This window comes from Natrialba chahannaoensis JCM 10990, from assembly GCF_000337135.1.
GTDB classification, from domain to species: domain Archaea; phylum Halobacteriota; class Halobacteria; order Halobacteriales; family Natrialbaceae; genus Natrialba; species Natrialba chahannaoensis.
Genome location: NZ_AOIN01000037.1, coordinates 1 through 25,648 on the forward strand (window position 1 = coordinate 1; position 25,648 = coordinate 25,648).

Genomic DNA, 25,648 nt, shown 5'->3' on the forward strand with positions numbered 1-25,648 from the left:
TCACAGAACTTCTGACACTGGAATCCCTCGTACGTACCCCAGCCCTGGGCACGGAAAGCCACGGGCGGGTTCACGCCCATCAACAGGAACCGATCGCGGATCTGGTAGGCTAGGTGGGAGACGACGAAGTGCTGGAACGAGTGGAGATCGGTCACGTCGAACGCCATAATCTCGAGTCTCGCATCTGGCTTGCGCTCCAGTGGATCAGCGCCGTGCTCGACCTGTTCGGTTCCGCGCCCGTCGTTGTACAGGACATGGATATCGGAGACAGCCTCGATGTCGAACGCGAGCGAGTCCAGTTCCCCGATGGCGATTTCGGCCGCTTCGGACTCGAGAGGAGAACTTGGTTCACCCTCGAAGCGCGCAAGAAACTGCTCCAGGACGGGTGGCTCAAACTCGATCGGGTTCGGTTCGAGGTAGATGTCCTGCTGGTAGATGATCGGATCGTCCGGATCCGCCTCGGGGAAGGGTAGTTCGATGGATGAACCGTCGTAGTGGCTCGCCAGCCTCGCTTCTAACTCGCCGAAGTAGTCGGTGAACGTCGACTCGTCCAGCCGGTTGATCGCGAGCAGGGCCGCCATCAACCGGTCGGGGTTTTCCCTCGGTTGAACCGTGTCGTACCCTCGCTCGCGGTAGACGTGCCAGCGAGCGAATCGGCGGGCCTGATCAACATGCTCGCACTCCTCGCGCGTTCGGAGAGCAGGATTATTGTCGTACGCATCGCATTTGTGATATGGTATTTTACTTGAATCTATTTCTACTGTAAGATCATGCTCAGCACCAGTATTGTCTGTGACATATATTTTCAGATATTCTCCATCTTCTCCTTTGACCTTTGCATCCATTATTCTCCACCCCCTTTATACGGATCATGGTCTTCCTCAAGCCACGTACCCTCACGGATCTCCTGCTTAATTTTCTTGGCACGCTCTGCAAAGTCGCCGTTCGTCTGGTACCATATCTCTTTGATGTCGTCCCAGGATTCGATCTTCCCTTGTTTTGCGTGTGCGAGAAGTTGCTCGCCACGGTCGTCGACACCGTGTTTCCTTTTCGCGCTATTTTTCGCGGCTTGCAGCAGTGCTGGGATTTCGGTGACGTTCAACAGAAGCGTACTGATTAGTTGCCATTGGGCCTTGTCCCACGTCGACGTATCCGTCGCCCCCCACAATTTCTTGCGCTGATCGTCGGTCAGGGCAACGTCTTCCAGTTTCTCATCGATCTGTGCTTCCAACTCCGCTAAGCGGGATTGGATGTTTCCTTGTTGGGACGCCCCTTCGACGATCGCATTGATGCCGTCTTCGCCCATCCCGATCAGTTCTCGGCGGCTGAGGCTGGCACTCTCTGCGACATCTTCCTGTTCCAGAATGCCCATTGCCACAGCGTGGAGATTCTGCAACTGCAACTCGTTCGTTCGTTCGCGAACGTCTGAGTGTTCTTCACTACGTTCTTCTTCGAACATCGCCAGGGCTTCGAAAACCTTGCCCTTCGGGACACGCTGAACGTGCACTTCAGTTCCTATCCGACTGACCGTCAGCGGTTCTTCCCCCGACAACGCCTCTTTGGCCGTCTGATCGGCTTCCCGCTCGAGTTGTGGATCGGGGTCGATTTCGAGATCAGCACCCTCTTGGGGCATCATCGAAATCGCGGTGCCTGTCTGCTGTTTGACGTGGGCGAGTTCGTGGGCTAACAGGAATTGTCCCTCTGGACTCGACGGATCGTACTCCCCGGAGTTGAACACGACGTCGTTCCCGCAGGTGAACGCCTTGGCGTCGATGGCGTCGGCGGCCGCTGCAGCGTTCGCACCGGTGTGAATGCGGACGTTCGAGAGGTCGGCGTCCAGCCGGTCTTCCATCGTGCGCTGGATAGGTCCATTGAGTGGGCGGCCGCCACTCCCCAGTACGTCGAGCACCTGGTCGGGTACCTCGTTCTGGGTGGTGTCCGTGCCGTCGAGTGCTCGCTGGATGTGATACTCGTGGCCGAACACGCCGCCGTCCTCCCGGTCAGGTACGATGTCGTGGGGGTCGTAGGCGAGTTCCGCGCCGTGCAGACTCGTCCGGACCTCACGGCCACCGGAGTAGCGAACCCCGGGTTCGGTCCGTTGGTGTGTCTCCTGGCTGCGCGTTTTGGTGCTTGAGCGCGTCCTAGTCGAATCCTCTTTCGAGCCTTGGCTCTCACACGGAGTGGTACCTGACCTCCGATTCCTGGGATCGAATACGGAGTGGCAGGCCGATTCAGCCATTCCTCGTGAACAATTTGTCTCGAACCCGCCCGTAGAGGGAGTTTTCGTCGTTCTCAGCCATCGCGTCCGTCAACTCTGATAGTGGAACCGGTGAACTCGGCGTGAATTCGTAGTTGTACCCCGGAATGTCGGCGTGCTTATCGTAATACTCTGGGAATCGGTCTGCGGCGTGATAGCGGCGCGTAAAGCGGTCCTGTCCGGGACCAAGCACTCTGTATTCTTCGGGCGGCTCAAGTCCCACGCAGATATAGCAATCCCGGATCTGACACCGAAGGTTGTACTGGAGGTACTCACAGAGCACATCCACATCGACAATTGGAACCGGTTGTATCTCGATCCGGGCATCCGGCTCGCGGTCAGGTGCGTTGCCGTGGCGGTCGGTACGGCGTTCGCCCTTTGCGACGTAGTAATTGACATGGATGCCGGAGACGGTCTCGATTCGACCGTCCTCGTCGAGATAGAGTTCCTGACAGTAGAGCACCGCATTTTCGTGCGTGCTCATACTTTTGGGTAACTCGATGGGGCGGGCGATATCACCCGTATCAACTGATGAATCACTCTCGTAGTGGCTCAGGCTCTGGCGCAGTAAGTTTCCGAAGTGCTCTTCGGCTTCCTCTGTTGAGAGTTGGCTAAGGGCTTCCCTGACGGTCTCGAACCGGTTGGTCTGAAGGTCCCACGGGAGCGTGTCGTATTTGGTCTCGTGATGGACGTAGTACTGTGCGTAACGGCGCGCCTCTCTAACGGTATAGTTCTCGTTGTCTGTGCGCTTGGATGCGTCATCCGCGTAGCCGTCTTGCTCGTGGTAGACTATCTCTCCTGATTCAATTTCAAGAGTGAGGTTGTGTTCAGTACTATTATTGTCGGTAACATGTATTTTCACATATTCACCGTCTTCCCCTTCGATCCGTGCTTTCATTGTGAATTGCCTCCCTTATAAGGATCTTCACCCGCGCCAGAGTTATCTGCGGGTGCCTGTTCATCATTCTCCTCGAGACGCGCCTTCAACCACTTTCTGGCCTCCTCACCGATCTCATCGCCGTAGCGTCGTAAGATGGCTGCTACGGAGACGCCGACGGCGAGTGCGGCGACTGCCTGTGGGGTAAAGCCAAGCGCCAGTAGTCCGAACACCGACGATGTCGCCCCGGCGGCCCGATACCCTCGCATCAGTGGATTATTGATCCACTGTTCGAGATCGCTTGACGGTTCGATATCTCGTTCCGCGGGGTAGGCGTACATATCCTCAATGGTATCGACACTCGTTACGAGCGCTTCCAACTCCTCAACCGGAAGCCGAACCTTGGTATCCGTGAAATCTTTGAGGAATCCTTTGATCTTCCCTTGCTGATCTTTCATCGACTGCTGTTTACCAACGTTCGGATTCCCAAGCGTGATCACTTCTCGGCGGCTCATCTTCGAATCTTCCGCACTTCGTTGAATGTGCATCTCTGTGCCCATTCGGTTGACAGTCAACGGCTCCTCTCCTGACAGCGCCTGTTTGGCCGCCTCGTCGGCTTCCCGCTCTAACTGCGGATCAGGATCGATCTCGAGATCCGCATTTGCTTGAGGCATCATCGAGATTGGCGCGCCACCGTTCTGCTGTGTGACGTGTGCCAATTCGTGGGCGAGCAAGAACTGCCCTTCGGGAGAGTTCGGATCGTACTCGCCGGAATTGAACACAATCGCGTTGCCGCAGGTGAACGCTTTGGCGTCGATCGCCTCAGCTGCTTCGGCGGCTTTCGCGCCCGTGTGGATCTGGACGTTCGAGAAGTCGGCGTCCATGCGGTCTTCCAGTGTCTGCTGGATGGTACCATCGAGTGACTGGCCCGGGCTTGCGAGGACATCCAGCACGGGCTCCGGAACACCATCTGGGTCGGTGCCAGTGCCCTTGACCGCACGATAGATGTGAGATTGGGCCTCCGGGCCGTAGCCCCGGCTCTCGAAGGGCTGGGGAGTTCGCTCGGGAAACTGCAGTCGCGTCGTCTCGGTGGACTCCGAGGACGCGGTGTCGGACCCGCCCCAGTCTACGCCGGGATACGTGCTTGGAGAGTCGGTCAACGGGTTTCGCGTTTGCGGTGGTTCGAGAACAGGACTGCTGGCCGCAGGCTGTCTCGTAACTGTCTCCCCGTCGCTTGAGCGCGTTTTCGCCGACGCGGTCGACTGCCGCGTTCTCATCTCCTGGTCCGATTTCGTCTCGGTACGAGCGCTGGCTCTCGGCCCCATTCCGGTCTCCTGCGGGGAGAGGGTTTGTGACACACGTTGGACCGATGTATCGGCAACCTTCCCGTTTGTGTGGATGTCTTTCATCGCGAACTGGATGGTCGAGTCTTGGGTCCCTGAACTCCGGTCTGCAGAGTCTCGAGGCGCAAACAGTGAGCTGTCCACCATTGGACCAGCGTCAACGGTTGGAGCATGATCTGGATATCCCTCGATCACTGCTCTTCTCGCACACCATCCCATTGATGCTCAACTCAGGTTGTTCTCCAACCAATCATAGCTAATGCAATCCTTTCGTCTGCGGACTATTGTTACGGTAACGTTCCCGGATCCCAAGTCCCTGCAGCACTGTCAGCCAGGAAGTAGCGGTCGTACATGTCTAACAGTTGTTGCATTTTCAGTCCGTCGAACGAACCAAGCCCTTGCTGCTGGAAGACCGCCGGAGGCTCACAACCCATCAAGAGGAAGCGATCCCGAACCTGATTCCCCAGGTGAGAGAATAACAGTTGCCGACGGGAATCGAAGACGCTAGGATCGAGTGGGAGCAATTCGATCCGCGCATCTGGTTCACGATCCGAGACTGCAGGCTCGTTGTGGGTCTGCTTGCTTCCGCCATCGTTATACAGGTAGTGGAGAGAAGACACTGTCTCGAGATCAAAAGCAGGGAGTTGGGTTGCTGGTCCTGCCTCGCCGCTGAGAAGCTTATTCAGGCGCTGATCAGGGTTGTCACCCAGCAGGTTCTGTAGCGTCTGCACCGGATCACTGAAGTACTCGGCAAACTGCTCAGCCAGTGGTTGCTCTTGGTCAAGCGGATCTGGCTCGACGTAGATATCCTGCCGGTAGACGAGAATTTGATCCGTCTCAACACCAGCAACCTGTACATCCGCGTAGTCACCCTTGTTGTGGGTTTTGACTGTATCCAGAAGCTCACCGAACTGTTCGTCGATAGCAGGCTCGGACATCGAACCAACTGCAAGCATCGCACCAACGATGGCATTTGGGTTGTGATATCGTGGTAGTGTGTCATAGCCCCGTTCTCGGTAGACGTGCCATTTAGCAAAGCGGCGAGCTTGGTTTACGTGCTCGTTCTCATCTAATGGCCGGTTTGCTGCTTTATCCGGATAGCCATCCTGTTCGTGGTACCTGATTTTGCCCGACTCAGTCATCTCGATGAGATGTTCGATATCGTTGTTATCGATAACACTGAGACCAATACGTTCAGATTCTCCAGTGATGATTGCATCCATATTTAATCCCTCCTGCTCTTGGCATCACCAGTCGAGTTACCCTCGCCAGTATCGGCTTTGATGGCATCCTCTCTGATAATTTCCATGATCTCCTGGGCACGCTCTTCGATGTCGCCACTCGTGTTGTCCCAGTTGTCCGTAGCATACGAATAGATGAGGCCTGCCCCAATACTCAACGTCGCTCCGCCGGCTGTCGATGTCGTCAACATGGCCGCGATCGCAGTTGCCCCAACTCGAACACTGACGTCGGTCCACATGTTTGTCCCCATGCCAGACTTGACCTCGTCTCGCTGATCATCTGTCAGCGCTATTTGATCGAGGTCCCGCCGGAGTGACTCCTCTAGATTTGTTCTCGCATCATCCAGTTCCGATTTGCTCGGAACCGCTATCTCTTTCCATCGCTTCCCGTGCTCGTTCAACTCGTCCACATCAGCCGCTTCAATCTCCGCACTTAGATCGGTGGCATTCTCCATCTCGGCCAACCGGCCACCCGTTTCGGCATAGGCCTGGATTTTCTTGAGAAGGAACTGTTTCTGACGCTCGTTTTGGTCCTCTCGGAAATTCCCTGCACTATCGTCGGTGTCGAATGCCGCTAGTGCGGTGAACATCTCGTCTTTTTGAATCCGCTGAATCTGCACGTCGGTTCCCATCCGACTCACCGTCAGGGGCTCTTCCCCCGACAATGCCTCTTCGGCAGCCTGGTCGGCTTCCCGTTCTAACTGCGGGTCGGGATCGATCTGCAGATCCGCATCCGGCTTCGGCATCATCGAAATCGCGGTGCCTGTCTGCTGTGTGACGTGCGCAAGTTCGTGGGCCAACAAAAACTGCCCTTCTGCCGATTCAGGGTTGTACTCCCCGGAGTTGAACACGACGTCGTTCCCGCAGGTGAACGCCTTGGCGTCGATGGCGTCGGCGGCCGATGCAGCGTTCGCACCGGTGTGAATGCGGACGTTCGAGAGGTCGGCGTCCAGCCGGTCTTCCATCGCGCGCTGGATAGGTCCATTGAGTGGACGGCCGCCACTCCCCAGTACGTCGAGCACCTGTCCGGGAACCTCGTCCTGAGTGGTGTCCGTGCCGTCCAGTGCCCGCTGGATGTGATACTCCTGGCCGAACACGCCGCCGTCCTCCCGGTCAGGTACNCGGACCTCACGGCCACCGGAGTAGCGAACCCCGGGTTCGGTCCGTTGGTGTGTCTCCTGGCTGCGCGTTTTGGTGCTTGAGCGCGTCCTGGTCGATCTGTCTCTTGAGTCTTGGTCCTTCGAACGACGCTGTGCCCGTCGATGCTTTCGACTGTTCATCTAGCTACCCTCCCAGCCGTCCGATCCCGTTTTTCCGGGGAACGACGGCGCTCGACCTGTCATATTCTCACAGTCGAGTGCAAAATAATATAACCCTTTGCCTTGTCGAGTTCTCACCAGTCTCCTCGCCGTGCACGGGGGGAGTCGTCGCGGGTCCGCTGCGGTCAACCTGGCACGATGCCAACCTTTATTCTCCAACACAAGTAGTCACAGCTAATGTACGAGTCCGCGGGCGATCACCTGGTTGCAGAGCTAGCACGGATCGAACGAATCCTCGGTGTCGCCCTGGAGATGTACGATGAACACGGTCAGTTGATCCCCGTCCCGTCGACTGGTGAGACCGACCGTGAACCGCAACTGGAGCCGAACGAGTTATTCTCCGGCGTTACCTCCCGCGTCCGGGCGGGTTCGACGAATACAGACGAATTGACAACGGCAGGGGAACCACTCACCGATGCCCGCGAGGAGGCTGCTGAGCTGGCAGACATTATTGATTCGACGGTCGAGGACTCGAGTGACGCAGCGAGTGCATTTCCACTGTACTCGCTGCGGACCAAATTCGACCTCTCACGTCGGGAACTCGACGCACTCCTGTTGACGATCGCTCCTGAGTTTGACGAACGGATTCTCTCGATCTACGGCCAGCTTCGTGGCCTCTACACCGGATCGTTGCCAACGTATGGACTCCTCGAGAAACTGCTCACCCTACTCGGCTACGGCTCGATCGATGGGAGTCACGACGCGGGGACGCCACTGCCCCGATCGTCGGCTCTGTTTGAAGAGGATATCCTGCAGCTTCGGACCGAATCACCGGATCAACTGACGAGAGACAGTTTTGTTGCAGTCGATGAACGCATCGTGGAGTACGTCCTCGACGATGACCGATTCGACCCCCTTCTCGAGGGTATCGTCTCTCTGGAGTACCATAATCACAGTCTGGATGGGTTGGTCTTCGACGACACCACAGCCACGACCCTGGCGGCTATCGAAACACGTAGCACCGCCACTGACAGGCCAACCATTTTTCACTTCTCCGGCGAGGACGGCACCGGTAAGGACCGTCTTCCCGGTGCACTCACCGACGACGAGACCCCCATCCTCCGGGTGCGAGCCGCCGACATTCTCGGTGGTAGCGGAGCGCGACGCACCACGGACACTCGAGCGGCGACGGTGCGAGGCGAGGATCTGCTCACCCGTCTCCTGCGCGAAGCGACTCTCCAAGAAGCAGCCATCCATCTGACTGGACTCGAGGCCGTCACCGAGCGCGAGGACGACGCGTCACTCGAGTTCGACGAGGAGGACGGCCTTGGGATGGCATCTGACGCCACCCGTCTCGATGTCGACGCCATCGTCGAGCGCCTGGATGACGCTCCCGGCGATGTCTTCCTCAGCCATACCGACGAGTGGACTCCTGACGCGGACTTCTCGGCTCACCGTGTCGAGACTGCTCACTGTCCGTTCCCCGACTACGACACTCGGCTGGCAATCTGGGAGGAGCACGCCGACGAAATCGCCGATGACTACCTCGTTGGCAACGTCGCGACGAACTTCCGGCTGCCACAGCGTGACATCCGTCGAGCAGTCAAAACCGCCCGGTATCTCTGTCGNGACTACCTCGTTGGCAACGTCGCGACGAACTTCCGGCTGCCACAGCGTGACATCCGTCGAGCAGTCAAAACCGCCCGGTATCTCTGTCGTACGGGGACTGATGTCGACGATATCGACGATATCGACGAACTCGAAGCGCTCGAAGAGACGGACGCCTTTGCGGGCGAAACCGACGCCTTCGCGCCCGTCGACGGCGCACTTGAGCGCCAGCACTGTTATGAAGCGTGCAAACGCTACTCGGCGAGCAACCTCGAAGCGCTGGCGGAGCCGATGGAGCCGGGGTACACCTTCGACGACATCTACCTCAACGACAAACCGAAAACCCATCTCCGGGAACTGTGTGGCCACATCCAGTATCGCGGGCAGGTCACGAGCGAATGGGGCTTTGGCGAACCCGGCGGTCGGGGCGACGGCGTCGTCGCGATGTTCTACGGCCCACCCGGCACCGGGAAGACGATGGCCACCGAGATCATCGCCACCGAAACCGGTCTCGATCTCTATCGCGTCGACCTCTCCCAGATCGTCAACAAGTACATCGGCGAAACTGAGAGTCGACTCGCGGCACTGCTTGAGGAGGCCGAACGCTCGAACGCAATTCTGTTGTTCGACGAGGCTGACTCGCTGTTCGGTGAGCGGACCGATGTCGGCGACTCGACTGACCGCTATGCGAACAACGTGACGAACTTCCTGCTACAGCGTCTCGAGTCGTTCGACGGCATCGCGTTGCTCACGACGAACAAACGCTCGGGGATCGACCCGGCGTTCAAACGCCGGATCGCCCATTCGATCCTGTTCGACGTGCCCCAAGAGCGCATTCGCCAGCGTATCTGGCAGGAGATCTGGCCCGACGAGGCCGACGTTGACACCGCCAACTTCGACTACGAGTACCTCGGCCTGCTCTCGCTGACGCCCGCGGTCATCCGCAAGGTCGCCAAGTACGCGGCGTACATCGCTGCCACCGAGGCCCATGACGGCCATCCTCTCGAGGAGTCGGCTGCCGACCTCGCGGACGTGACGATCACCTTCGATCACGTTGTCCTCGGGTTGCAGTACGCTGAGGAGGCCGGTGGCGTCGCCATCGAAGGGGAGTTCTTCCAGTACGAGGAGAANACCTTCGATCACGTTGTCCTCGGGTTGCAGTACGCTGAGGAGGCCGGTGGCGTCGCCATCGAAGGGGAGTTCTTCCAGTACGAGGAGAAACTGCGCAGCTACGAGAATCAGGCCGTTGGCCGCGACATCGAGACGCTGTTCAAGCTCAAGTACGGTGTCGGTGAGGACGATGCCGAGATCGATTCAGGCCGGTCCAAAGAAGCCGGAACCGAGCCCACGCTGGCCGACAACAACGGGACAACNGGTGTCGGTGAGGACGATGCCGAGATCGATTCAGGCCGGTCCAAAGAAGCCGGAACCGAGCCCACGCTGGCCGACAACAACGGGACAACTACCGACACACTCTCGAGCGCTGCAATGAATGATGACGGCGCTACCGATGACGTGTCTGCGGTCGATACCAAACCCGGTGAGTCCACGGGAAAACCGGATACCGAACTCGGCGGGCACACGGGCGAACCGAATACCGTACTCGATGATGGTCCCACGAGTGAATCGGATACCCATACCCAACCCGACGATACGGACGCCGCCACCCAAGACGTGGGTACAGCCGACGCCACCACAGACTCCGTTTCCGACTCCGGCGTCGCTCCTCCTGGGCTTGCGCCAGAGACGATCGTCGAACGGTTCTACGACGGCATCGACACCAAGAATCTCCAGGCCGTCCAGGCGCTGTATCACTCCAGCACAGCCGTCGACGAACTGTCNCACCTGAACGACGCCGCAATCGTTACCTCGCCGCGACGCACTACGGACGAAGCGGATCGCATCGTCCTCGAGTTCGAGGAGGAATCAACCTCCCATCGCATTCCGATGGTCTTCGAACTCAGGACTGACGACAGCGAGTGGCGGATTTACTCGATCGAACACGGCGACCCTGTGGCACTCGACGACACGGCGTGACGCTGCCGATTGCGACGACTNATTTACTCGATCGAACACGGCGACCCTGTGGCACTCGACGACACGGCGTGACGCTGCCGATTGCGACGACTTGCCTGTGTCGACCGGACTCAAGTGTTGCTGAACTCTCGTATCCGGTTCGCGTCGATCGCCATTCCAATTCAGCTATAAATCGATATTCCGGTTCAGTTCAGAATCAGTCCAGAATCAGCAGTTGGTGCCAGTCAGGGTTGGAATCGGTCCTCGGGACCGTCGTCTTCGGTACTCTCGAGTCGAACGTCACGGTCGCTGACGCGCTCGAAGGCGGTCTTTTGGGTCGAGTCGATCATGACTGGGCCAACTCGGTAGCCCGCACACGGCTGTTTCGGTACGTCCGGAAACGTGTTCCAGACGTCCAGCACGTCGGTGGAGTCCTGTCCCTCGTGAGCGATCGTGAGTTGCTGCTCACCGAGCGAGTTGGGCGTCTGTTCGGGTTCGATGATGCTGTTGTCGTACAGCGCTTGCATCGCCAGTCCCAGTACCTCGTGTTGATCGTAGATAGCGGTCGTCTCGTTTTCGGCGTTCGCGTTCGGAAACGCGGTCAGGAGGTAGTGGGCATCGAGTGCTAGCGGCGGGCGAATCTTGTGTCCGCTTTCGATAGCCGGCGAGTCGGATGAACGGCCAGATTGTCCGGAGACATCGTACAGGTAGAGGCCGAGCCGAACGTTCGAGTCGTCCTCGATGGCTGTCGGCGGTAGCGGCTGGATTTGGTGGGCGTCTAGCCAGTCATCATCTTCGGTACTGGCCAGCCGAACGCGGAGGAGGTCGACCAGAAGGCTGGTCAGTTCCTTGAACGCCGTTGGTGACCCCATCAGTTGCTCACCTCGTGTCGGTGACCGTTGCTACACTGTTCGCCACTGTCGCTCGATCGAACCCCCTCTTCACCTCTGCCGATCGCGAGTCGGATACACTCTCGAGAGCCCATGGAGTTACGTAATACGTCAATCGGTTACTTTGTTTGGATTTATTGAACTGCCTCCGAACACTCGTGTGGTTCCTGTACAATTCTCGTTCCTGACGGCTGTTTTGCATATCGGTTTGAAACTCTTCGTTAACTGGCGATGCAGCCTCTGGTTCGACGAACGATAATTCAGTGGGGTCGGTTCTCGAGTAAACAAAAAAGCGAGCGAGAGTCGATCCGTGCTCGGCGGTACGGTTCAGGTCGTCCGGAACGCTCGGTCGCCGGCGTCTCCCAGCCCGGGAACGATGAAGCCGTCGTCGTCGAGGTAGTCGTCGATCGAGACCGTCAGCAGGTCGGCTTCGGGGAACTCGTCGCCGACGCGGAGGAGTCCTTCGGGTGCCGAGACGGCCGAGAGCACGATCAGGTTCTCCGGTTCCGGCGAGTTCTCGATGACATGGTCGAGAACGGTACACATCGTGCTCCCGGTTGCGAGCATCGGGTCGGCGATGATGACCGTGTCGTCCTCGGTGATCTCGGGTAGCTTGACGTAGTCGACTGTAATCGGGAACGAACCGTCGTCCTCGCGGCCGGCTTCTTCGTCGCGGCTCGCGCTGATGACGCCCTGCCGTGCGCGTGGGAACGCCTTCAACAGTCCCTCGACGAACGGCGTCGCCGCACGAAGCACGTTGATGATGACAACATCGTCGAGTCCGCGCATCTGCTCGCCCATGGTCGGCTCGAGTGGCGTCTCGATCTCGACGTACTCAGTTTCCATGCGGCCGTCGATGATCTCGTAGCCACAGATTCGGCCGAGTTTGACGAGTCCCTTGCGGAAACTGACCTGCTCGGTCTGGACGTCTCGAAGCTGTGAGAGCGTGTGTTTTGCGAGTGCGTGCGTGACGAGATACGCATCGTCGCGGTCTTCGATCGGCATATTCGTATGGCCACCCGCGGGATAGTTCACACTGTCGATCAGCCACGGCGAGTCGCTGGCTCTGATGGTGTTCGTGGGCTGTTCATGCCTATCACTCCCAACGGAACGTGCACAGGCGCGATAGCTGACGCAGCGAAGAAGTTTATACCAGTCCGCGTCTTACTACCCGCTCACTCGAATGGAAGAGAGTATCTCGGGATTCAAAGTTCGCGGCGAGTGGGCCGCCGTCGTCGAACACGGCGAACGCATCACGCACGCGCTACGCGACGAGGGAGTTCACGATCCCGACCACGACTACGGCGCACGGTTCGCGCGGGCGTTTGAGGAATGGGACGAGTGGCGTCCCAAAGCCCACGAGACCCTCGAGGCCGATGTCAGCGAGAAGACCGCAGATCAGGCCAGCGTCGAAGAGGGCAAAGGTGAGAAGGCGGGGAAAGAACCCGATGAGGACATCAAAACCGCGGGTGAGAAGATCACCACGTCCTACGAGCAACTCGAGGAGGACGACGCCGAGGCGGCGATGGACAACTGGAAGGAGTCGATCGACTACGTCGCTCGTGCGGCCGATTCGGCGGGACGGAAGGCCCTGCGCCGGGTTGAGGACACGGTCTACCAGAACGTGATGACTCAGCTCGCGCCGTACTATTTCGATAACGAACTCATCAGTGCGAATGTCCAGCAAACGGCGCGAAACGGCGACAACGGTGAGCGGTTCGTTTTCGAGGTCAATGTGAACGACGACGACCTCAAAGACCGTGTCTCGGACCGCCTCGCAGAACTCGACAATGAGATCGACCGCTGGCACGTCGAGGTAGAGAAGGATACGGACGCTGCGGAGGCGATCGAAGGGGGGGAGCCGCCACCGGAGACGGAGAACGGATCGAAGTCGACGACGAACTGAGCGGCGAACGGTACATTCGATTCCCAATGGAGCGTGTGAACGACGATGTGGTCGTAAGCTCCGGTAATCATATGTGTACTTGGTTAGATAGTCAAGGGCTAAGATAGGTCATTCTGATATCGATAGAAATAGATAAAATATCATTCTTTTGAATGAAATAAGCGCCAAGAGGAATGCAGTCGTAGAGTCCGATGTACGATGTCCAGTAGTACACCAGTGATCTAGAAGTAGAATATTAGGATGAATAATTTATAATACTTCTCTGCCCAATAAACATTTAACATTTTAACTCTGTTGAGGTAGAATGTATAAAAGACATATGGCCACCAAAGTCACATCTCAAGTATGGTGTTTAATCTACATAGGCCAGGAAAATGGCTTCTTAAGCCGAACGCAAGTAGGGCACCACTCAGCGTCGGAATACTTGGATGGATTATTCTCTTCAACGGGATCCGCATCGCCCTTCGAGGTAGTAGCGGAGAAACTACGCTCGGAATGGTGTTACCAGTTATTTTGGGCATAGTTGCAGTCGGTGTCGGATGGCTGATTATCACCGGCCGTCCGATCGGTCTCGCGGCGGGTTCCTTGCGTGGAGTTTCCACATCATCGTTGGGTTTCTCGGGGTTCTGGAGTCCGGTCCCGTCAAGGATGAGGGCAACCTTCCGTTAGGTCTCGTAGCCGCCATCGCACTGTGGATGGTTGGTCTCTGGGTTCTATATAGAAACCGAGAGTTCTTCCTCGAACACGCAGCACCGAATTCCGAATCAGGCGAAATATAGCCACGGACTCGTTTCTCCGTATTGACTCGAGCGGCGGGGCGGTGGCGGACCGCTATCACCGATGCAGTCCGATCGCGGGCGCTCTCGGACGTCACCGCTGTTCTCGTTCAGTCCGTGTCGAACCGAGTCCACCCCTCGCACCAAACGAGTCCACTACTCGACCCATCGGGACCGCGTTCTCCAACAATCGTAGGCCGGCACACACTTGTAGTACCCGCTAGAAACCCCGAACAGATGGTCGAAATCGCGACGATCGCCACGTTCCTGATCGCCGCCCTTGCGAGCCTCTTTATGGCCTGGGCGATCGGTGCCGGTTCAAGCGGGTCGACGCCGTTTGCCCCCGCTGTCGGCGCGAACGCGATTTCGGTGATGCGGGCGGGTTTCTTCGTTGGTATCCTCGGATTTAGCGGTGCAGTACTACAGGGTGCGAACGTTTCCGAAGCTGTTGGGACGGAACTCATCGGCGGCGTCGTCCTCTCGCCGAGTGCGGCGACGATCGCACTGATTATCGCGGCAGCATTGGTCGCAATCGGCGTCTTCGCCGGCTACCCTATCGCGACGGCCTTTACCGTCACCGGGGCTGTCGTCGGCGTCGGGCTCGCGATGGGAGGGACTCCTGCCTGGCCGAAGTACATCGAGATTGCGACGCTGTGGATCCTCACGCCGTTCGTCGGCGGCGGTCTCGCCTACGCGATCGCCCGCTTGCTCCGGAGCGAACCAATCGCAGAGACGTACCTGATCGTTGGCCTGGCCGCCTTCGTCGGCGTGCTCGTCGCCAACATCGAGTTCGCGATTCTCGGGTCCGCTGAGGCAGGCGGTGCGTCGATTGCACAAGCGTCGAGTGGCTGGGTTCCCGGCCCCGACCTCGCAGGCGTCGTCGTCCTGACGTCGCTCATCGCAGTGCTGTGGGGCGGTGCAGTCGGTTTCGATCTCCGTGGCGATGTCGAACGCGGTGAACGACACTTCCTGCTCGTGCTGGGTGCACTCGTGGCCTTTTCCGCGGGCGGCAGTCAGGTCGGGCTGGCGATCGGTCCCTTGATTCCCCTCTCAGACGACGTTGGCCTGCCGCTGATCGCCTTGCTCCTCGGTGGCGGGTTCGGCCTCCTGCTCGGCTCCTGGACGGGCGCACCCCGGATGATCAAGGCGATCGCACAGGACTACTCCTCACTCGGCCCGCGGCGGTCGATCGCCGCGCTCATCCCATCGTTCATGATCGCCCAAGCGGCGGTCCTGTTTGGAATTCCGGTCTCGTTCAACGAGATCATCGTCAGTGCGATCATCGGCAGCGGCTACGCCGCGGCTGAGGCCGGTGGCGGCGTGAGCGCGCGCAAGATGGGCTACACCGTCCTCGCATGGGTTCTCTCGCTCGCCGGCTCGATCCTTATTGCCTACGGCGGGTACACAATTTTCGACATTCTCCTGCTGTAGCTCTCCTACCCCCTGTACTGCCAGGGCCAACAGCCGGGCAGACATCGAACAGTCTTTACACGACCAGCGGCGAGTTCAGCTATGGAGGAGGACGCGAACGCACAATCGAACTCGAGTGCGACGCCGAGCACTGATGCCGGTTCGGGCTCGAATCCGCAGGCGAACGGGGAGCAGGGCGCGAGTCGGGGTGCGGCCCCGGTTCCTGACGACCCCGACGGAGTCGACTCCGAGCCCGACCGCTCCGGAGACGGTCCCATTCAATGGCGGCGCGATGCCTCGACCTCGCGGACCGTCTGGCTCCTGTGGTCACTGGGTGTCGGTACGTTCTTCGCTACCATCTCGATCATCGTCTTCTGGCGTGTCTACGACCTTGCCGGCCAGACCGCCGGCCAACCGATCGTCGTCGCGTTCACTGCCGCACTCGTCGTCACCACGCTCGTCCTCATACTCGCCGGGAACACCGAACAGCGAGTGCGTGCACTCGCCGACTCGCTCCCTGTTCCGTTGCCGTCTGGCCGCGGCCTCGAGCGCGCGATCGACGCTGCGACCGGCACCCTGATCATGGCCAGCGTCATCGCATTGCTAATGCTCGTCGGCCGGTACGTCTCGCAGAACGAACTGCTCGTCACCGGTGCTGGCCCGTTCACCGGTCTGGCAGCACTGTTGATTCCACTCGCGCTCGTCGCACTCGTTCTCGCCTCCTTCCTGCGATCTATCGGCGCACTCGACCGCGAGGAACGAGCGATCTACCTCTACGACCCCGAGCAGGCGATCGACCTCCGGCTGATCGAGTCGGTGTCGTCCCGACAGATCGGCGACACGGTCGTCCTGACACTCGAGTACGCCCAACCCGACGGCACGTACGTGGCAGGGCCGCGGCGACTCGCGGTTCCGCCGGCCGTTGCGACGGAGGTTGAGGAGCTCGTCGCCTCGTCACGGACGGAGTCAGCGGCGTAACGCTCGGATATCGCCACTCATTGTTGTAACGTGACTTCGAAGCCGATCGGTCGACGGATATCGACAAAACAGAGATGTTTCCGTACCTCGTCGTTCTACCCTGCCGCTACTCGCCGTTTCTATTCCCGTTCGCGTCACCTGCAGCCGTTGACTGCTCGCCGTCGCCATCGTCGTCCTCCTCAAGCTTGCGCAGCCGCGCTTTCATAATTCGCGTGTTCTCGACGTTTTCGACGGTGATCCGGACGCCGTCGTAGGTGATCTCCTCGCCCTCTTCGACGAGGCGGCCCGCACGATTGAAGATGAAGCCGGCGATCGTTTCGAACTCCTCGCCCTCGGGGAGGTCGATCTCGAGTGCTTCGTTGACGTCCTCGATGTTGACCTCACCGCGGACCATCACGGTGCGCTCGTCGAGTTCTTCGATCGGGAGGTCCTCGCCGCCTTCCAGGATCTCGCCAATGATCTCTTCGACCATGTCCTCCATCGTCACCAGCCCCTCGGTGGTGCCGAACTCATCGATGACGATGGCCATGTGCATCCGATTCTCGCGCATCTCGGTCAGGAGTTCGTCGACGTTCTTCGACTCGGGGACGTGTAGCGTCGGCTGGATGAGATCCGCGAGTTCGAGTTCGTCGGATTCGGTCTCGCCGTAGTTGAGATCGCGGACGAGGTCGCGGATGTGGACGATCCCCTGGACGTTGTCGAGGCTGCCCTCGTAGACGGGGACACGGGCGTGACCGCTCTGGATACAGGTCTCGATGGCCTCATCGATGCTCGCATCCTTTGGCACTGCCGTCATGTCAAGCCGGGGTGTCATCACTTCCTTGACGATGGTGTTGTTGAAGCGGAAGATTCGGGTGAGCATCTCGTGTTCTTCCTCCTCAAGAACCCCTTCGCGCTCACCGGACTCAATCATCTCCTGAATCTCGTCGCGGGTGACGTACGGTGATTCGATCGCTCCGGACGAACCCGTGAGTCTGTTCACCTGCCGGGTGAGGTAATCGAAGAGCACGATCAGCGGAAAGAGCACGTACTCCGTGGCCTTCAGCGGCCGCGAGATGCGGACGGACCAGGATTCGGTGTTCTCGACGGCGTAGGACTTGGGAACGCTCTCACCGAACAGGAGGACGATGGCGGTAATCCCGAACGTCGAGAGCACGACGGCGGTCAGCCCGCTGAAGTAGAGACCGAGCAGAGCGGTGGTGATCGCGGTCATCGCGATGTTGACGATGTTGTTGCCGACGAGAATCGTCACGAGCAGCCGGTGTGGGTCGTCCTTTAACTCTTTGACCCGGGATGCACCCTCGATCCCATCCTCGACCATCCCCTCGAGCCGGTGCTTCGAGAGATTAAACATCGCAATCTCCGAGGAGGAGAAGAAACCGGAGAGTCCGATGAGAACCGCAACTGTGAGTGCGCCGAGAATGGTGACCGTCGTCTGCTCGAGTTCGAGTCCCACGACTGGTACCTCATACAGCGCGACCCAGACCTCAGCGAGCGAAACCAGCGCCATTGATGTACAGCCTTCTCACCCGATCGGTTAACCGTTTACCATTTCCACCCTCGTTTGCCCGCTGACGACACGTTTACCCGGCTGTTTCCCGAACAGCTGCACATGAGCGACACCACCAGCGTTGGTGATGCGACTACCGGTGGCGAGGCACCGATCACCTTCTACCGTCTGCAGGCCTGTCCCTACTGCGAGCGCGTCGCTCGCCTGCTCGAGGCGTTCGAACTCGAGTACCAGTCACGATTCGTCGAGCCGTTGCACTCGAAGCGCGATGTCGTCAAGCGAGTCGCGGGTGTCCGAACAGTCCCAGTGATCGTCGACAACCGAACCGGCGTGACGATGGCCGAGAGCGCGAATATCGTGGAGTATCTGGAGTCGACGTACGGCTCCGGTGACTTGTCTTCGTCCGAGACCAGCGCAGTCGCCGGAGGTGACGACTAGTGGCGGACTTCGACGTTGTCGACCTCGGTCCGGCGGCCCACCCCGCTGTCGGTGAATCGGCACCCGATTTTATTCGGCCGCTCGTCACGGACGAGTTCTGGGAAGATCGCACGCTCTCCGAACTCGTCGCCGAGGGCGGCCAGACGATCGTCGTCTTCACGCCGATGATCGGTTCGTTCGTCGGCACCTACGTCTGGGAGGAACTGCGCGACCGGGACTGGGCCGAGCGTGCCGACCGTATCGTCGGCGTCACAGCCTCGACACCGTACGCCGTCTCGGCGTTCATCACCGAAAACGATGCCCCGTTCGACCTCTTTGCCGACCCGGCAAACGACGTGGCAGACGCCTACGGGATTCCACACGATCTTGACGGGATGGCTGGTGTGAGCGAGCCGCGAGTCGCCTTCTTCGCCATCGACGACGACATGGTGATCACTGCCTCGTGGGTCGCCACCGACTGGCCCGAGTTTCCAGAGTACGACGAACTCGAGGACGAGTTCGGGCTCTGACGCTGGTTGATAAACACCGACCAGCCTGACGCGGTATCCTTTTTGCGGTACCGGCCCCAGTTCCCGCCAAATGTCTACTATTGACCGCGCCGCGGACGCAATCCGCGACGGCGACCTCGTCGTCTACCCCACCGAAACCGTCTACGGCCTCGGTGCAGACGCACTCGATCCCGATGCCGTCGAGCGCGTATTCGAGGTAAAGGGTCGGGACCGCTCCAAACCAATTTCGCTCGGCGTCCCTTCGGTGCCGGCGGCGTTCGACTACGTCCGTACGACCGAGCGCGAGCGGCAGTTCATGGCTACGTTTCTCCCCGGACCCGTGACGGTTCTCTGTCGTCGACTCGAGAATGTCCCCGACGTACTGACCGCGGGCGAGGACCGCGTCGGGATTCGTGTTCCAGACCAGCCGACCGCACTGGCGCTGTGTGAACGCGCAGGGACGCCGATCACGGCCACGAGCGCGAACGTGAGCGGCACCGGAAGCGTCCGGCGACTCGCAGACCTCGACGACGACCTCCGTGCGTCCGTCGCGACGGTACTGGACGGCGGCGAGACGCCAGGTACCGAGAGCACCGTTGTCGATCCGTCGAGCGAGACGATCCACCGTCGCGGTGCGCTGGCCGACGAGATCGAGACCTGGTTCGCGACGCACTGATTCCTGGCGAGATATCCGCTTGCCCCTCAGCCGAAGCCGAGCAGCGACCGCAGCGTCCGCGTCCGCACGCCACACTCCTCCGCGAACTCACAGGACTCGCACTTCGACCGGTTCGTCGTCCGCGCCGGCGGGCCGTCCAGTTCGCGAACCGTCCGCAGCGCGCGTCGGTAGCGTGCTTTCCGACGGGTCGTCAATCGAATGTTGCGGATGACGCCGTGGGCGGGGTACTCGAGCCAGACCCGTTCGATTGGTTTCTCGTGCTCCCAGGCGAGCGCCTTCGCGGCCGCGACGGCGTGAACCGTTTGTGGTTCCCAGATTCCCTGCTCTGGGGGTGAGCCAGTCGAAACCAGCACGGGCTCCAGCGGCTCTGTGAGTACCTTGTGCACTCGTCCCCGACACTCTCGTCCCGTGAGAAGCACGTTCTGCTGGTGTGGGGTACAGAGGCGCTCCCAGTCGTCGTTTTCTGTCTCCTCGAGTCGGTCTCTCGTCGCGGCCAGCGTTCGTCGGTAGTCGGCTGGGGTGCTCGCGATCGGTTCGGACTCGAGTACACCCGGACCTGCCTCGAGCAACTGCTCGTACCGTGTCGCCAGCGCACGAATCGCTTGGATATCGGGTGGCGGGTTGCGGTCGCAGTCGCGTGTCCGCTGGTAGTAGCACTTTCGTGGGCAGTAGGCGGCGGTTCGGAGGTCGCTGAACGTGACGTGGGGGTGGCTCATGGCTCGTCTGGTCGGGTCTTCGTATAAAAACCCGCGCAGCCTGCGGGGACAGCCAATCGGAACGGCGCAGTTGGTGGGAGCGTTAGAAGTCGACGTTCGTCTCCATCCCTTCAGTCGCGTCCTCGAGTCCGTCCTCGCGCACGTCGGTCGCCATCTGTGTCGAGAGGTCGGCGTCGGCGAGGATGCTGTCGAACTCGTCGCGGTAGCGATCGTTTGCGGCACGGGATTCGTCCTGTGCGGCCGCAATGCGTCGGAACCGACGGATCTCTGCGGCGCTCACGTCGTACTCTGTGGCGAGCGTCTCGTCGTCCTCGTCGCGGTCGCGAATCGCAACGAGGTCCACCTCGTCGGCATCGTCCTCGCCGACGAGGTGGAGGGCCATGCGGGCTTCGAAGACGACTTCGGGAGCAACGCCAAGGTCGTCGGCGATAGCCGCATCGCTGTCGTCGTCGTAGAACGCCTTCGCGACTGCGATCAACTCCTCGTCCGACAGCGGCGTCTCGAACTCGTAGCGCTCGCGCATCTGCGCGACGACGCTCTCGAGTCGCTCGTCGTCAGTCTGCTCGTCCTTCTCGAGTGACCCACGGGTGTCTTCCTGGGATTCGGTAATTGTCTCTTCGCCGTCGGTCACGTCGGTGAAGATCTCGCGGAGTTCTTCGGTTTTTTCGTTCATGGGTGGACACTCCCGATGGGAGGCTATTTAAGGCTGTTGCCAGATAGCGTCGAGTGCCATCGACCTATGGACAACAATTATAAACCTGAAAACGCAGGAGTAATTTTCGCAAGAGGGCGTAGCGGTCGTCTCTCGTGAAGTGTGGCAAGAATTAAGTTACGCCCCAACCCCTGATTGAACATGAACGTCATAGCACAGGCGAACGCAGGGAGGGAGACCTACCTGGGGATCAGCGACGTTGGGTACGTTCTGTTCTATCTCCTCGTAGCGATTACTCTCGCTGTCTTCGCGTATGGCGTGTATCTTCGATTTAGCCGGTACACGCAGGGCGACGACGATCCGTTCGCCCGTCTCAACGATCTGCCGAGTCGCATCGTGAGTTCTGCGAAGATCGTTCTCTCGAACGAGAAGCAGTTCAATCGGGACCTCTACGGCGGGTTGATGCACTCGTTTATCCTCTGGGGCTTTCTGACACTGTTCATCGCGACGCTGATCATCGGCTTCGAGCAGTACACGACCGAACTCATCTTCGGCATCGTCTTCTGGGAGGGTGACTTCTATCTCGCCTACCAGTTCATCGTCGACGCGATGGGGCTGCTGTTCGTTGTCGGGATCGGGATGGCGATGTATCGGCGCTACTGGGTCCGCAACCACCGCCTCTGGGGCCGTCACACCTCGAACGAGGACGACATCTTTATCTGGACGCTGTTCGCTCTCGGTGTCGGTGGCTTCCTGCTTGAAGGCGCACGAATCTACGCAACCGGTATGCCTGACCACGAGGTCGTGAGCTTCGTCGGCTACGGTATTGCAATGGTCTTCCAGGCGATCGACGTGCCGACGACCGGTGCCGCACTCGAGGCGACGGTCAACGGCGTCGACTACAGCGCGGCGGGAGCCCTCGGCTACAATGCCGAGACGATCCACTGGCTGTTCTGGTGGTCTCACTCGCTGCTCGCGCTCTTTTTCGTTGCCTGGATTCCATACGCCAAGCCGTTCCACATGATCTCTTCGTTCGCGAACGTCGTCACGCGCGACGAGAAGGCCGGTGCACGCCTGCCAAACGTTCCGTCGGATCTCGACGCGACGAACGCAGAATCCATCGACGACTTCACCTGGAAGGAAATTCTCGACCAGGACGCCTGTACCAAGTGTGGCCGCTGTTCGTCGGTCTGTCCGGCGAAGGCCTCCGACCGCCCGCTCGACCCGCGTAACGTCATCCTCGACCTCAAGAAGTATCGCGAGGAACTCGACGACGGCGGCGAGGAGAAGCCGATCATCGCCGACGGCGGCACGAGTGTCATCAACACCGAGACGATGGAGTCCTGTATGGCCTGTATGGCCTGTATGGACGCCTGTCCGGTCGAAATCGAGCACCTCCAGTCCTTTACGCGACTCAACCGCCAGATGACCGACCAGGGCGACATCGCCCCGAGCATGCAGGATGTCTTCCAGAACGTCATGCAGAACGGCAACACCTTCGGCGACTCGCCTCGCGACCGTGCTGACTGGGCCGACGAACTCGAGTTCGATGTGGCCGACGCCCGCGAGGAGGAAGTCGACTACCTCTGGTACGTCGGCGACTACCCGAGCTACGACGAGCGCAACAAGCAGGTTGCTCGCTCCCTCGCAACCATCCTGCAGGAAGCGGACGTCAGCTTCGGCATCCTCTTCGAGGACGAGAAGTACGACGGCAACGACATCCGCCGTGTCGGTGAGGAGTTCCTCTACGTCGAACTCGCCGGCCACCACGTCGAAACGTGGGAAGACTGTGAGTTCGACAAAATCGTCTGTACGGACCCACACTCCTACAACACGTTCAAAAACGAGTATCCGGAGGTCGACTTCGAGGAGTTCGCAGACGATCCGATGATGCCGTTCGACTACACGGACGAGTGGAACGCAGACGGCGACATCGACGTGCTCCACTGGACGCAGGCGGTGGAGGAACTCGTGCAGGGCGGTGCACTCGACCTGAGCGGGACCGAACTCGATTACACCGTCACGTACCACGACCCATGTCATCTGGGCCGGTACAACGACGAGTACGAGGCTCCACGTGACCTCATCCGTGCGACGGGCTGTGAGCTCGACGAGATGCCGCGCAACCGTGACAACTCGTTCTGTTGTGGTGGCGGTGGCGGTGGTCTCTGGATGGACTTCGAGGAAGAGCCAAAGCCGAGCGAGGAGCGCATCCGCGAAGCCTTAGAGGACACCGACGCCGGCGCTGGAGTTGAAAAATTCGTCGTCGCCTGTCCGATGTGCATGACGATGTACGAGGACGGCCGCAAGACCGGCGGCTACGAGGACGACATCGAAATCGTCGACATCGCCGAACTCGTCGTCGAGGCAATCGGCGCAGAAGAGGAAGCGAATCTCGAAGTCGCTGCCGACTAACGCGGACGATCAGCGTAGTGGTCCTCGAGATAGGCCACGATCTCGTCACTCTCTGTGATCGTTTTTTCACGGTCCGTATCGACCAGGAACGGAATCGAATCCTCGTCGCTGAGCGCCGTCATCGCCTCGTAGGTCTGTTCGTTCAGCACGTCCCCACCCCCTCCGCCCGGACGGCGTGGATTGTGAATTACGTACGAGATGCCGAGATCAGTGAGCGTCTCACGGACGTCTGTGCTGTGTGGACAGCCGTCTGCTTGGTACAGTTCGAGCATTTCGTACACTGGTTCGCGGCGAGTGTCCGTAAACAGTAGACTGGCACAGTCACACTGGGTCTCCGCTACTCCCGTCCACACGCGTGAAATGGGTCCATCAGCGACGTGATTGACTGGTTCCCCTGTCTTTCTCTCTTTCTTTTGTTTTTCTCTTCCTCTTTCTCTCCTTCTCCGTACCGGGCCCGTCACTGGTCCCTCCCACCGACTCAAACCGCCATTTGACCACCCGGATACACTTTTGTCATCGAGTACGACGGTTCAGATATGGATCGACTTGCCGGCCGGCTCGTGCGCCGATTTCGCGAGGACGCCGACGAGCCAGCCGTCGCCGGACTCGAGGGCGAGGATGCAGACCAACTCTTCGATGCCCTCGGCTCCGAAACCTCTCGTGCTGTGCTAGCCGCTTGCTACGAGGAGGGCCGAACCCGCTCTGAACTGGCCGCGAAACTCGAGACGAGTCTGCAGAACGTCGGCTATCACGTCGACAAACTCGAGTCGGCGGACCTGCTGGAGCCGGTCGAAACTCGGTATGGCGAGAACGGTCGCGAAGTCACGGTCTACGAGCCGTCGAAGCAAGCGGTCGTCATCGCGGCTGGCGAACCGGGATTCGTCGAGCGGCTCGCAGCCGCTGTCGACCGGTTGTTCGCACCGATCGCGCTCGTGAGTCTCGTCGCGCTGGTTGTTGGCGTGTTCGTCCGCGAACCGGCGCGGATCGGGATGCTCGCTGGCGACGACGCCGGGACGGTCGACACAGCGACCACTACCACGACTACAACTACAACTACAACCGTCGTCTCGCCCGCCGTAACCGTCGCCGTCGCGACGTTCCTGTTCGGTTTACTCGTCGTTCTCGTGGCCGATCGACGTGGCGTGTTTAGACAGGACCGCGACTGGGAGTGGGGCCGTGGCAACAACCGTGCCGACTGTACTCGCAACCATAACCACGCCCGTGCCGACTGTCCCCGTAACCGTGATCACGACCGCGCCAACCACACCGGAACGGCGAAACTGCTCGTCGGCCGCCAACCAGACCTGACGAGACGATACGCGACCGTGATGCTGGCCGGGATGCTCGCGACCTTCCTCGTCCTCGATCTCGTCGCCGTCGGCACTGGCAGGTGGCTGACGCTCGCCTCGTGGGTCGTCGTTCAGTGGGCGATTCCAGCCTGGCTGTTCGCGGCCGTCGCTGTCGCCGCGAGTAACGACGGTTTGTTCGCGAGCTGGGGCGTCGCGAGCGTGCCGTTCGTCGGCATCTGGGGCTACCTCGTCGCCGGCGACATCGTCAGGGGCGGTCCGGACACGATCTTGCTCGCGCTCGGCCCAGCCATTGTCGTGCTCGTCGCCATGCCACTCGGCTCGATCGCGTACCTCGTCGGTCGGTTCATCGCCACGCGGCGACGATCGGTGACATTGCCTTCGAGACGGGCGCTCGCGATGATTCTCGCCCATCCAGTCGCCGCTGTCGCGATACTCGCGGCGTGGCTCTCTGTGGTCGGCTGACTTGATCTGGTGACTCCATCTCTTACCGTCCAGAACCCAGCGGTACGATTACAGCCGCCGAACTCGACTCCGAGGACGCGGCTGTACTCGAGTTCGAGTCGCACACCGTGCTCGTCACTGGGGGCCGGACAATCGGCGTGTGCTGGTAGTGCTTGCACTCCTCGGTAGACGAACTCAGCGCCAAGACAGTTCGGAAACGGAACACGAGCCACCAGTGGAAGAAACGGACGCGAACACTACTTGCTCCGGGTAGCGTCGCGGTTCGCAGTCAGTCTTCGATCTCGATTGCCGGCCGTCCCGGCTCGGCGTTCTTCAGCACGCTCTCGTCGACCGCGTCTGCGTGGACGACCGAGACGGCTGCCTCGAACTCGCGCTCGAGGAGCCACGCGGCGGACTCGAGTGCCTGTCTCTTATACACAT

At 59.9% G+C, this 25,648-nt stretch carries 21 protein-coding genes; 9 read left to right on the forward strand and 12 right to left on the reverse strand.

Features of this window, described 5'->3' with window-relative positions; all coding sequences use genetic code 11:
- From C482_RS05135 to C482_RS22240, 6 genes are all read right to left on the reverse strand, one after another.
- Nucleotides 1-845: hypothetical protein (locus tag C482_RS05135; RefSeq protein ID WP_049896503.1), on the reverse strand; the 845-nt coding region annotated here is incomplete at its 3' end.
- A complete protein-coding gene (locus tag C482_RS05140; protein ID WP_006166416.1) occupies nt 845-2,239 on the reverse strand; it encodes an eCIS core domain-containing protein in 1,395 nt (464 codons plus the stop codon). The genes C482_RS05140 and C482_RS05135, both read right to left, overlap by 1 nt.
- Nucleotides 2,232-3,155: a hypothetical protein gene (locus tag C482_RS05145; protein ID WP_006166417.1), complete on the reverse strand. Its 924-nt coding sequence runs from the start codon at nt 3,153-3,155 to the stop codon at nt 2,232-2,234. The genes C482_RS05140 and C482_RS05145 overlap by 8 nt, the downstream gene beginning before the upstream one ends.
- On the reverse strand, nt 3,152-4,411 hold the full coding sequence (locus C482_RS22235; protein ID WP_241431885.1) for an eCIS core domain-containing protein: 1,260 nt from the start codon (nt 4,409-4,411) through the stop codon (nt 3,152-3,154). Before C482_RS22235 ends, C482_RS05145 begins: the two co-directional genes overlap by 4 nt.
- A 353-nt stretch (nt 4,412-4,764) precedes the next feature.
- On the reverse strand, nt 4,765-5,700 hold the full coding sequence (locus tag C482_RS05155; protein ID WP_006166419.1) for a hypothetical protein: 936 nt from the start codon (nt 5,698-5,700) through the stop codon (nt 4,765-4,767).
- 2 nt (nt 5,701-5,702) lie between these two features.
- A complete protein-coding gene (locus tag C482_RS22240; protein WP_006166420.1) occupies nt 5,703-6,815 on the reverse strand; it encodes an eCIS core domain-containing protein in 1,113 nt (370 codons plus the stop codon).
- 399 nt (nt 6,816-7,214) lie between these two features.
- On the opposite strand from C482_RS22240, the gene C482_RS05165 reads away from it, so the two are divergent.
- Nucleotides 7,215-10,622 carry an ATP-binding protein gene (locus tag C482_RS05165; protein WP_006166421.1) on the forward strand — a complete coding sequence of 1,136 codons (3,408 nt, stop codon included), beginning with the start codon at nt 7,215-7,217 and terminating at the stop codon, nt 10,620-10,622.
- A gap of 224 nt (nt 10,623-10,846) precedes the next feature.
- Here C482_RS05165 and C482_RS05170 read toward each other — a convergent pair whose 3' ends face one another.
- Both C482_RS05170 and upp read right to left on the reverse strand, forming a co-directional pair.
- Nucleotides 10,847-11,473 (reverse strand): DUF4255 domain-containing protein, encoded by a 627-nt coding sequence (locus tag C482_RS05170; RefSeq protein WP_006166422.1) that lies wholly within the window; start codon nt 11,471-11,473, stop codon nt 10,847-10,849.
- 345 nt (nt 11,474-11,818) lie between these two features.
- The gene (gene upp / locus C482_RS05175) at nt 11,819-12,496 is read right to left on the reverse strand and encodes a uracil phosphoribosyltransferase (protein ID WP_006166423.1); all 678 of its coding nucleotides are present in this window, start codon (nt 12,494-12,496) and stop codon (nt 11,819-11,821) included.
- Nucleotides 12,497-12,674: 178 nt separating this feature from the next.
- On the opposite strand from upp, the gene C482_RS05180 reads away from it, so the two are divergent.
- The 3 genes from C482_RS05180 (at nt 12,675) to C482_RS05195 (ending at nt 16,561) form a co-directional block, all read left to right on the forward strand.
- Nucleotides 12,675-13,397: a DUF5828 family protein gene (locus tag C482_RS05180; RefSeq protein ID WP_006166424.1), complete on the forward strand. Its 723-nt coding sequence runs from the start codon at nt 12,675-12,677 to the stop codon at nt 13,395-13,397.
- A gap of 1,013 nt (nt 13,398-14,410) precedes the next feature.
- Nucleotides 14,411-15,604 (forward strand): inorganic phosphate transporter, encoded by a 1,194-nt coding sequence (locus tag C482_RS05190; protein WP_006166426.1) that lies wholly within the window; start codon nt 14,411-14,413, stop codon nt 15,602-15,604.
- A gap of 81 nt (nt 15,605-15,685) precedes the next feature.
- Complete coding sequence (locus C482_RS05195) at nt 15,686-16,561, forward strand: hypothetical protein (protein ID WP_006166427.1); 876 nt, start codon at nt 15,686-15,688, stop codon at nt 16,559-16,561.
- Between the two features lie 106 nt (nt 16,562-16,667).
- Here C482_RS05195 and C482_RS05200 read toward each other — a convergent pair whose 3' ends face one another.
- Nucleotides 16,668-18,071, reverse strand: coding sequence for a hemolysin family protein (locus tag C482_RS05200; RefSeq protein ID WP_006166431.1), 1,404 nt, complete (start codon nt 18,069-18,071; stop codon nt 16,668-16,670).
- 102 nt (nt 18,072-18,173) lie between these two features.
- Here C482_RS05200 and C482_RS05205 point away from each other — a divergent pair, with 102 nt between their 5' ends.
- The 3 genes from C482_RS05205 to C482_RS05215 all read left to right on the forward strand — a co-directional run bounded on the left by C482_RS05205 (nt 18,174) and on the right by C482_RS05215 (nt 19,673).
- On the forward strand, nt 18,174-18,509 hold the full coding sequence (locus C482_RS05205; protein WP_049896501.1) for a glutaredoxin family protein: 336 nt from the start codon (nt 18,174-18,176) through the stop codon (nt 18,507-18,509).
- Nucleotides 18,509-19,018 carry a redoxin domain-containing protein gene (locus C482_RS05210; RefSeq protein ID WP_006166434.1) on the forward strand — a complete coding sequence of 170 codons (510 nt, stop codon included), beginning with the start codon at nt 18,509-18,511 and terminating at the stop codon, nt 19,016-19,018. The genes C482_RS05205 and C482_RS05210 overlap by 1 nt, the downstream gene beginning before the upstream one ends.
- Nucleotides 19,019-19,088: 70 nt before the next feature.
- Complete coding sequence (locus C482_RS05215; protein ID WP_006166436.1) at nt 19,089-19,673, forward strand: L-threonylcarbamoyladenylate synthase; 585 nt, start codon at nt 19,089-19,091, stop codon at nt 19,671-19,673.
- 26 nt (nt 19,674-19,699) lie between these two features.
- Here C482_RS05215 and C482_RS05220 read toward each other — a convergent pair whose 3' ends face one another.
- Both C482_RS05220 and C482_RS05225 read right to left on the reverse strand, forming a co-directional pair.
- Nucleotides 19,700-20,389, reverse strand: coding sequence for a CRISPR-associated protein Cas4 (locus C482_RS05220; RefSeq protein WP_006166437.1), 690 nt, complete (start codon nt 20,387-20,389; stop codon nt 19,700-19,702).
- A gap of 82 nt (nt 20,390-20,471) precedes the next feature.
- A complete protein-coding gene (locus C482_RS05225; protein ID WP_006166439.1) occupies nt 20,472-21,062 on the reverse strand; it encodes a hypothetical protein in 591 nt (196 codons plus the stop codon).
- 180 nt (nt 21,063-21,242) lie between these two features.
- Between C482_RS05225 and C482_RS05230 the strand changes: the two genes are divergently transcribed.
- A complete protein-coding gene (locus C482_RS05230) occupies nt 21,243-23,456 on the forward strand; it encodes a heterodisulfide reductase-related iron-sulfur binding cluster (protein ID WP_006166441.1) in 2,214 nt (737 codons plus the stop codon).
- On the opposite strand, the gene C482_RS05235 is transcribed toward C482_RS05230, so the two are convergent.
- Nucleotides 23,453-23,728 (reverse strand): glutathione S-transferase N-terminal domain-containing protein, encoded by a 276-nt coding sequence (locus C482_RS05235; protein WP_049896502.1) that lies wholly within the window; start codon nt 23,726-23,728, stop codon nt 23,453-23,455. The genes C482_RS05230 and C482_RS05235 overlap by 4 nt on opposite strands.
- 264 nt (nt 23,729-23,992) lie before the next feature.
- Between C482_RS05235 and C482_RS05240 the strand changes: the two genes are divergently transcribed.
- Nucleotides 23,993-25,228: an ArsR/SmtB family transcription factor gene (locus C482_RS05240; RefSeq protein WP_006166445.1), complete on the forward strand. Its 1,236-nt coding sequence runs from the start codon at nt 23,993-23,995 to the stop codon at nt 25,226-25,228.
- Nucleotides 25,229-25,648: the final 420 nt, after the last annotated feature.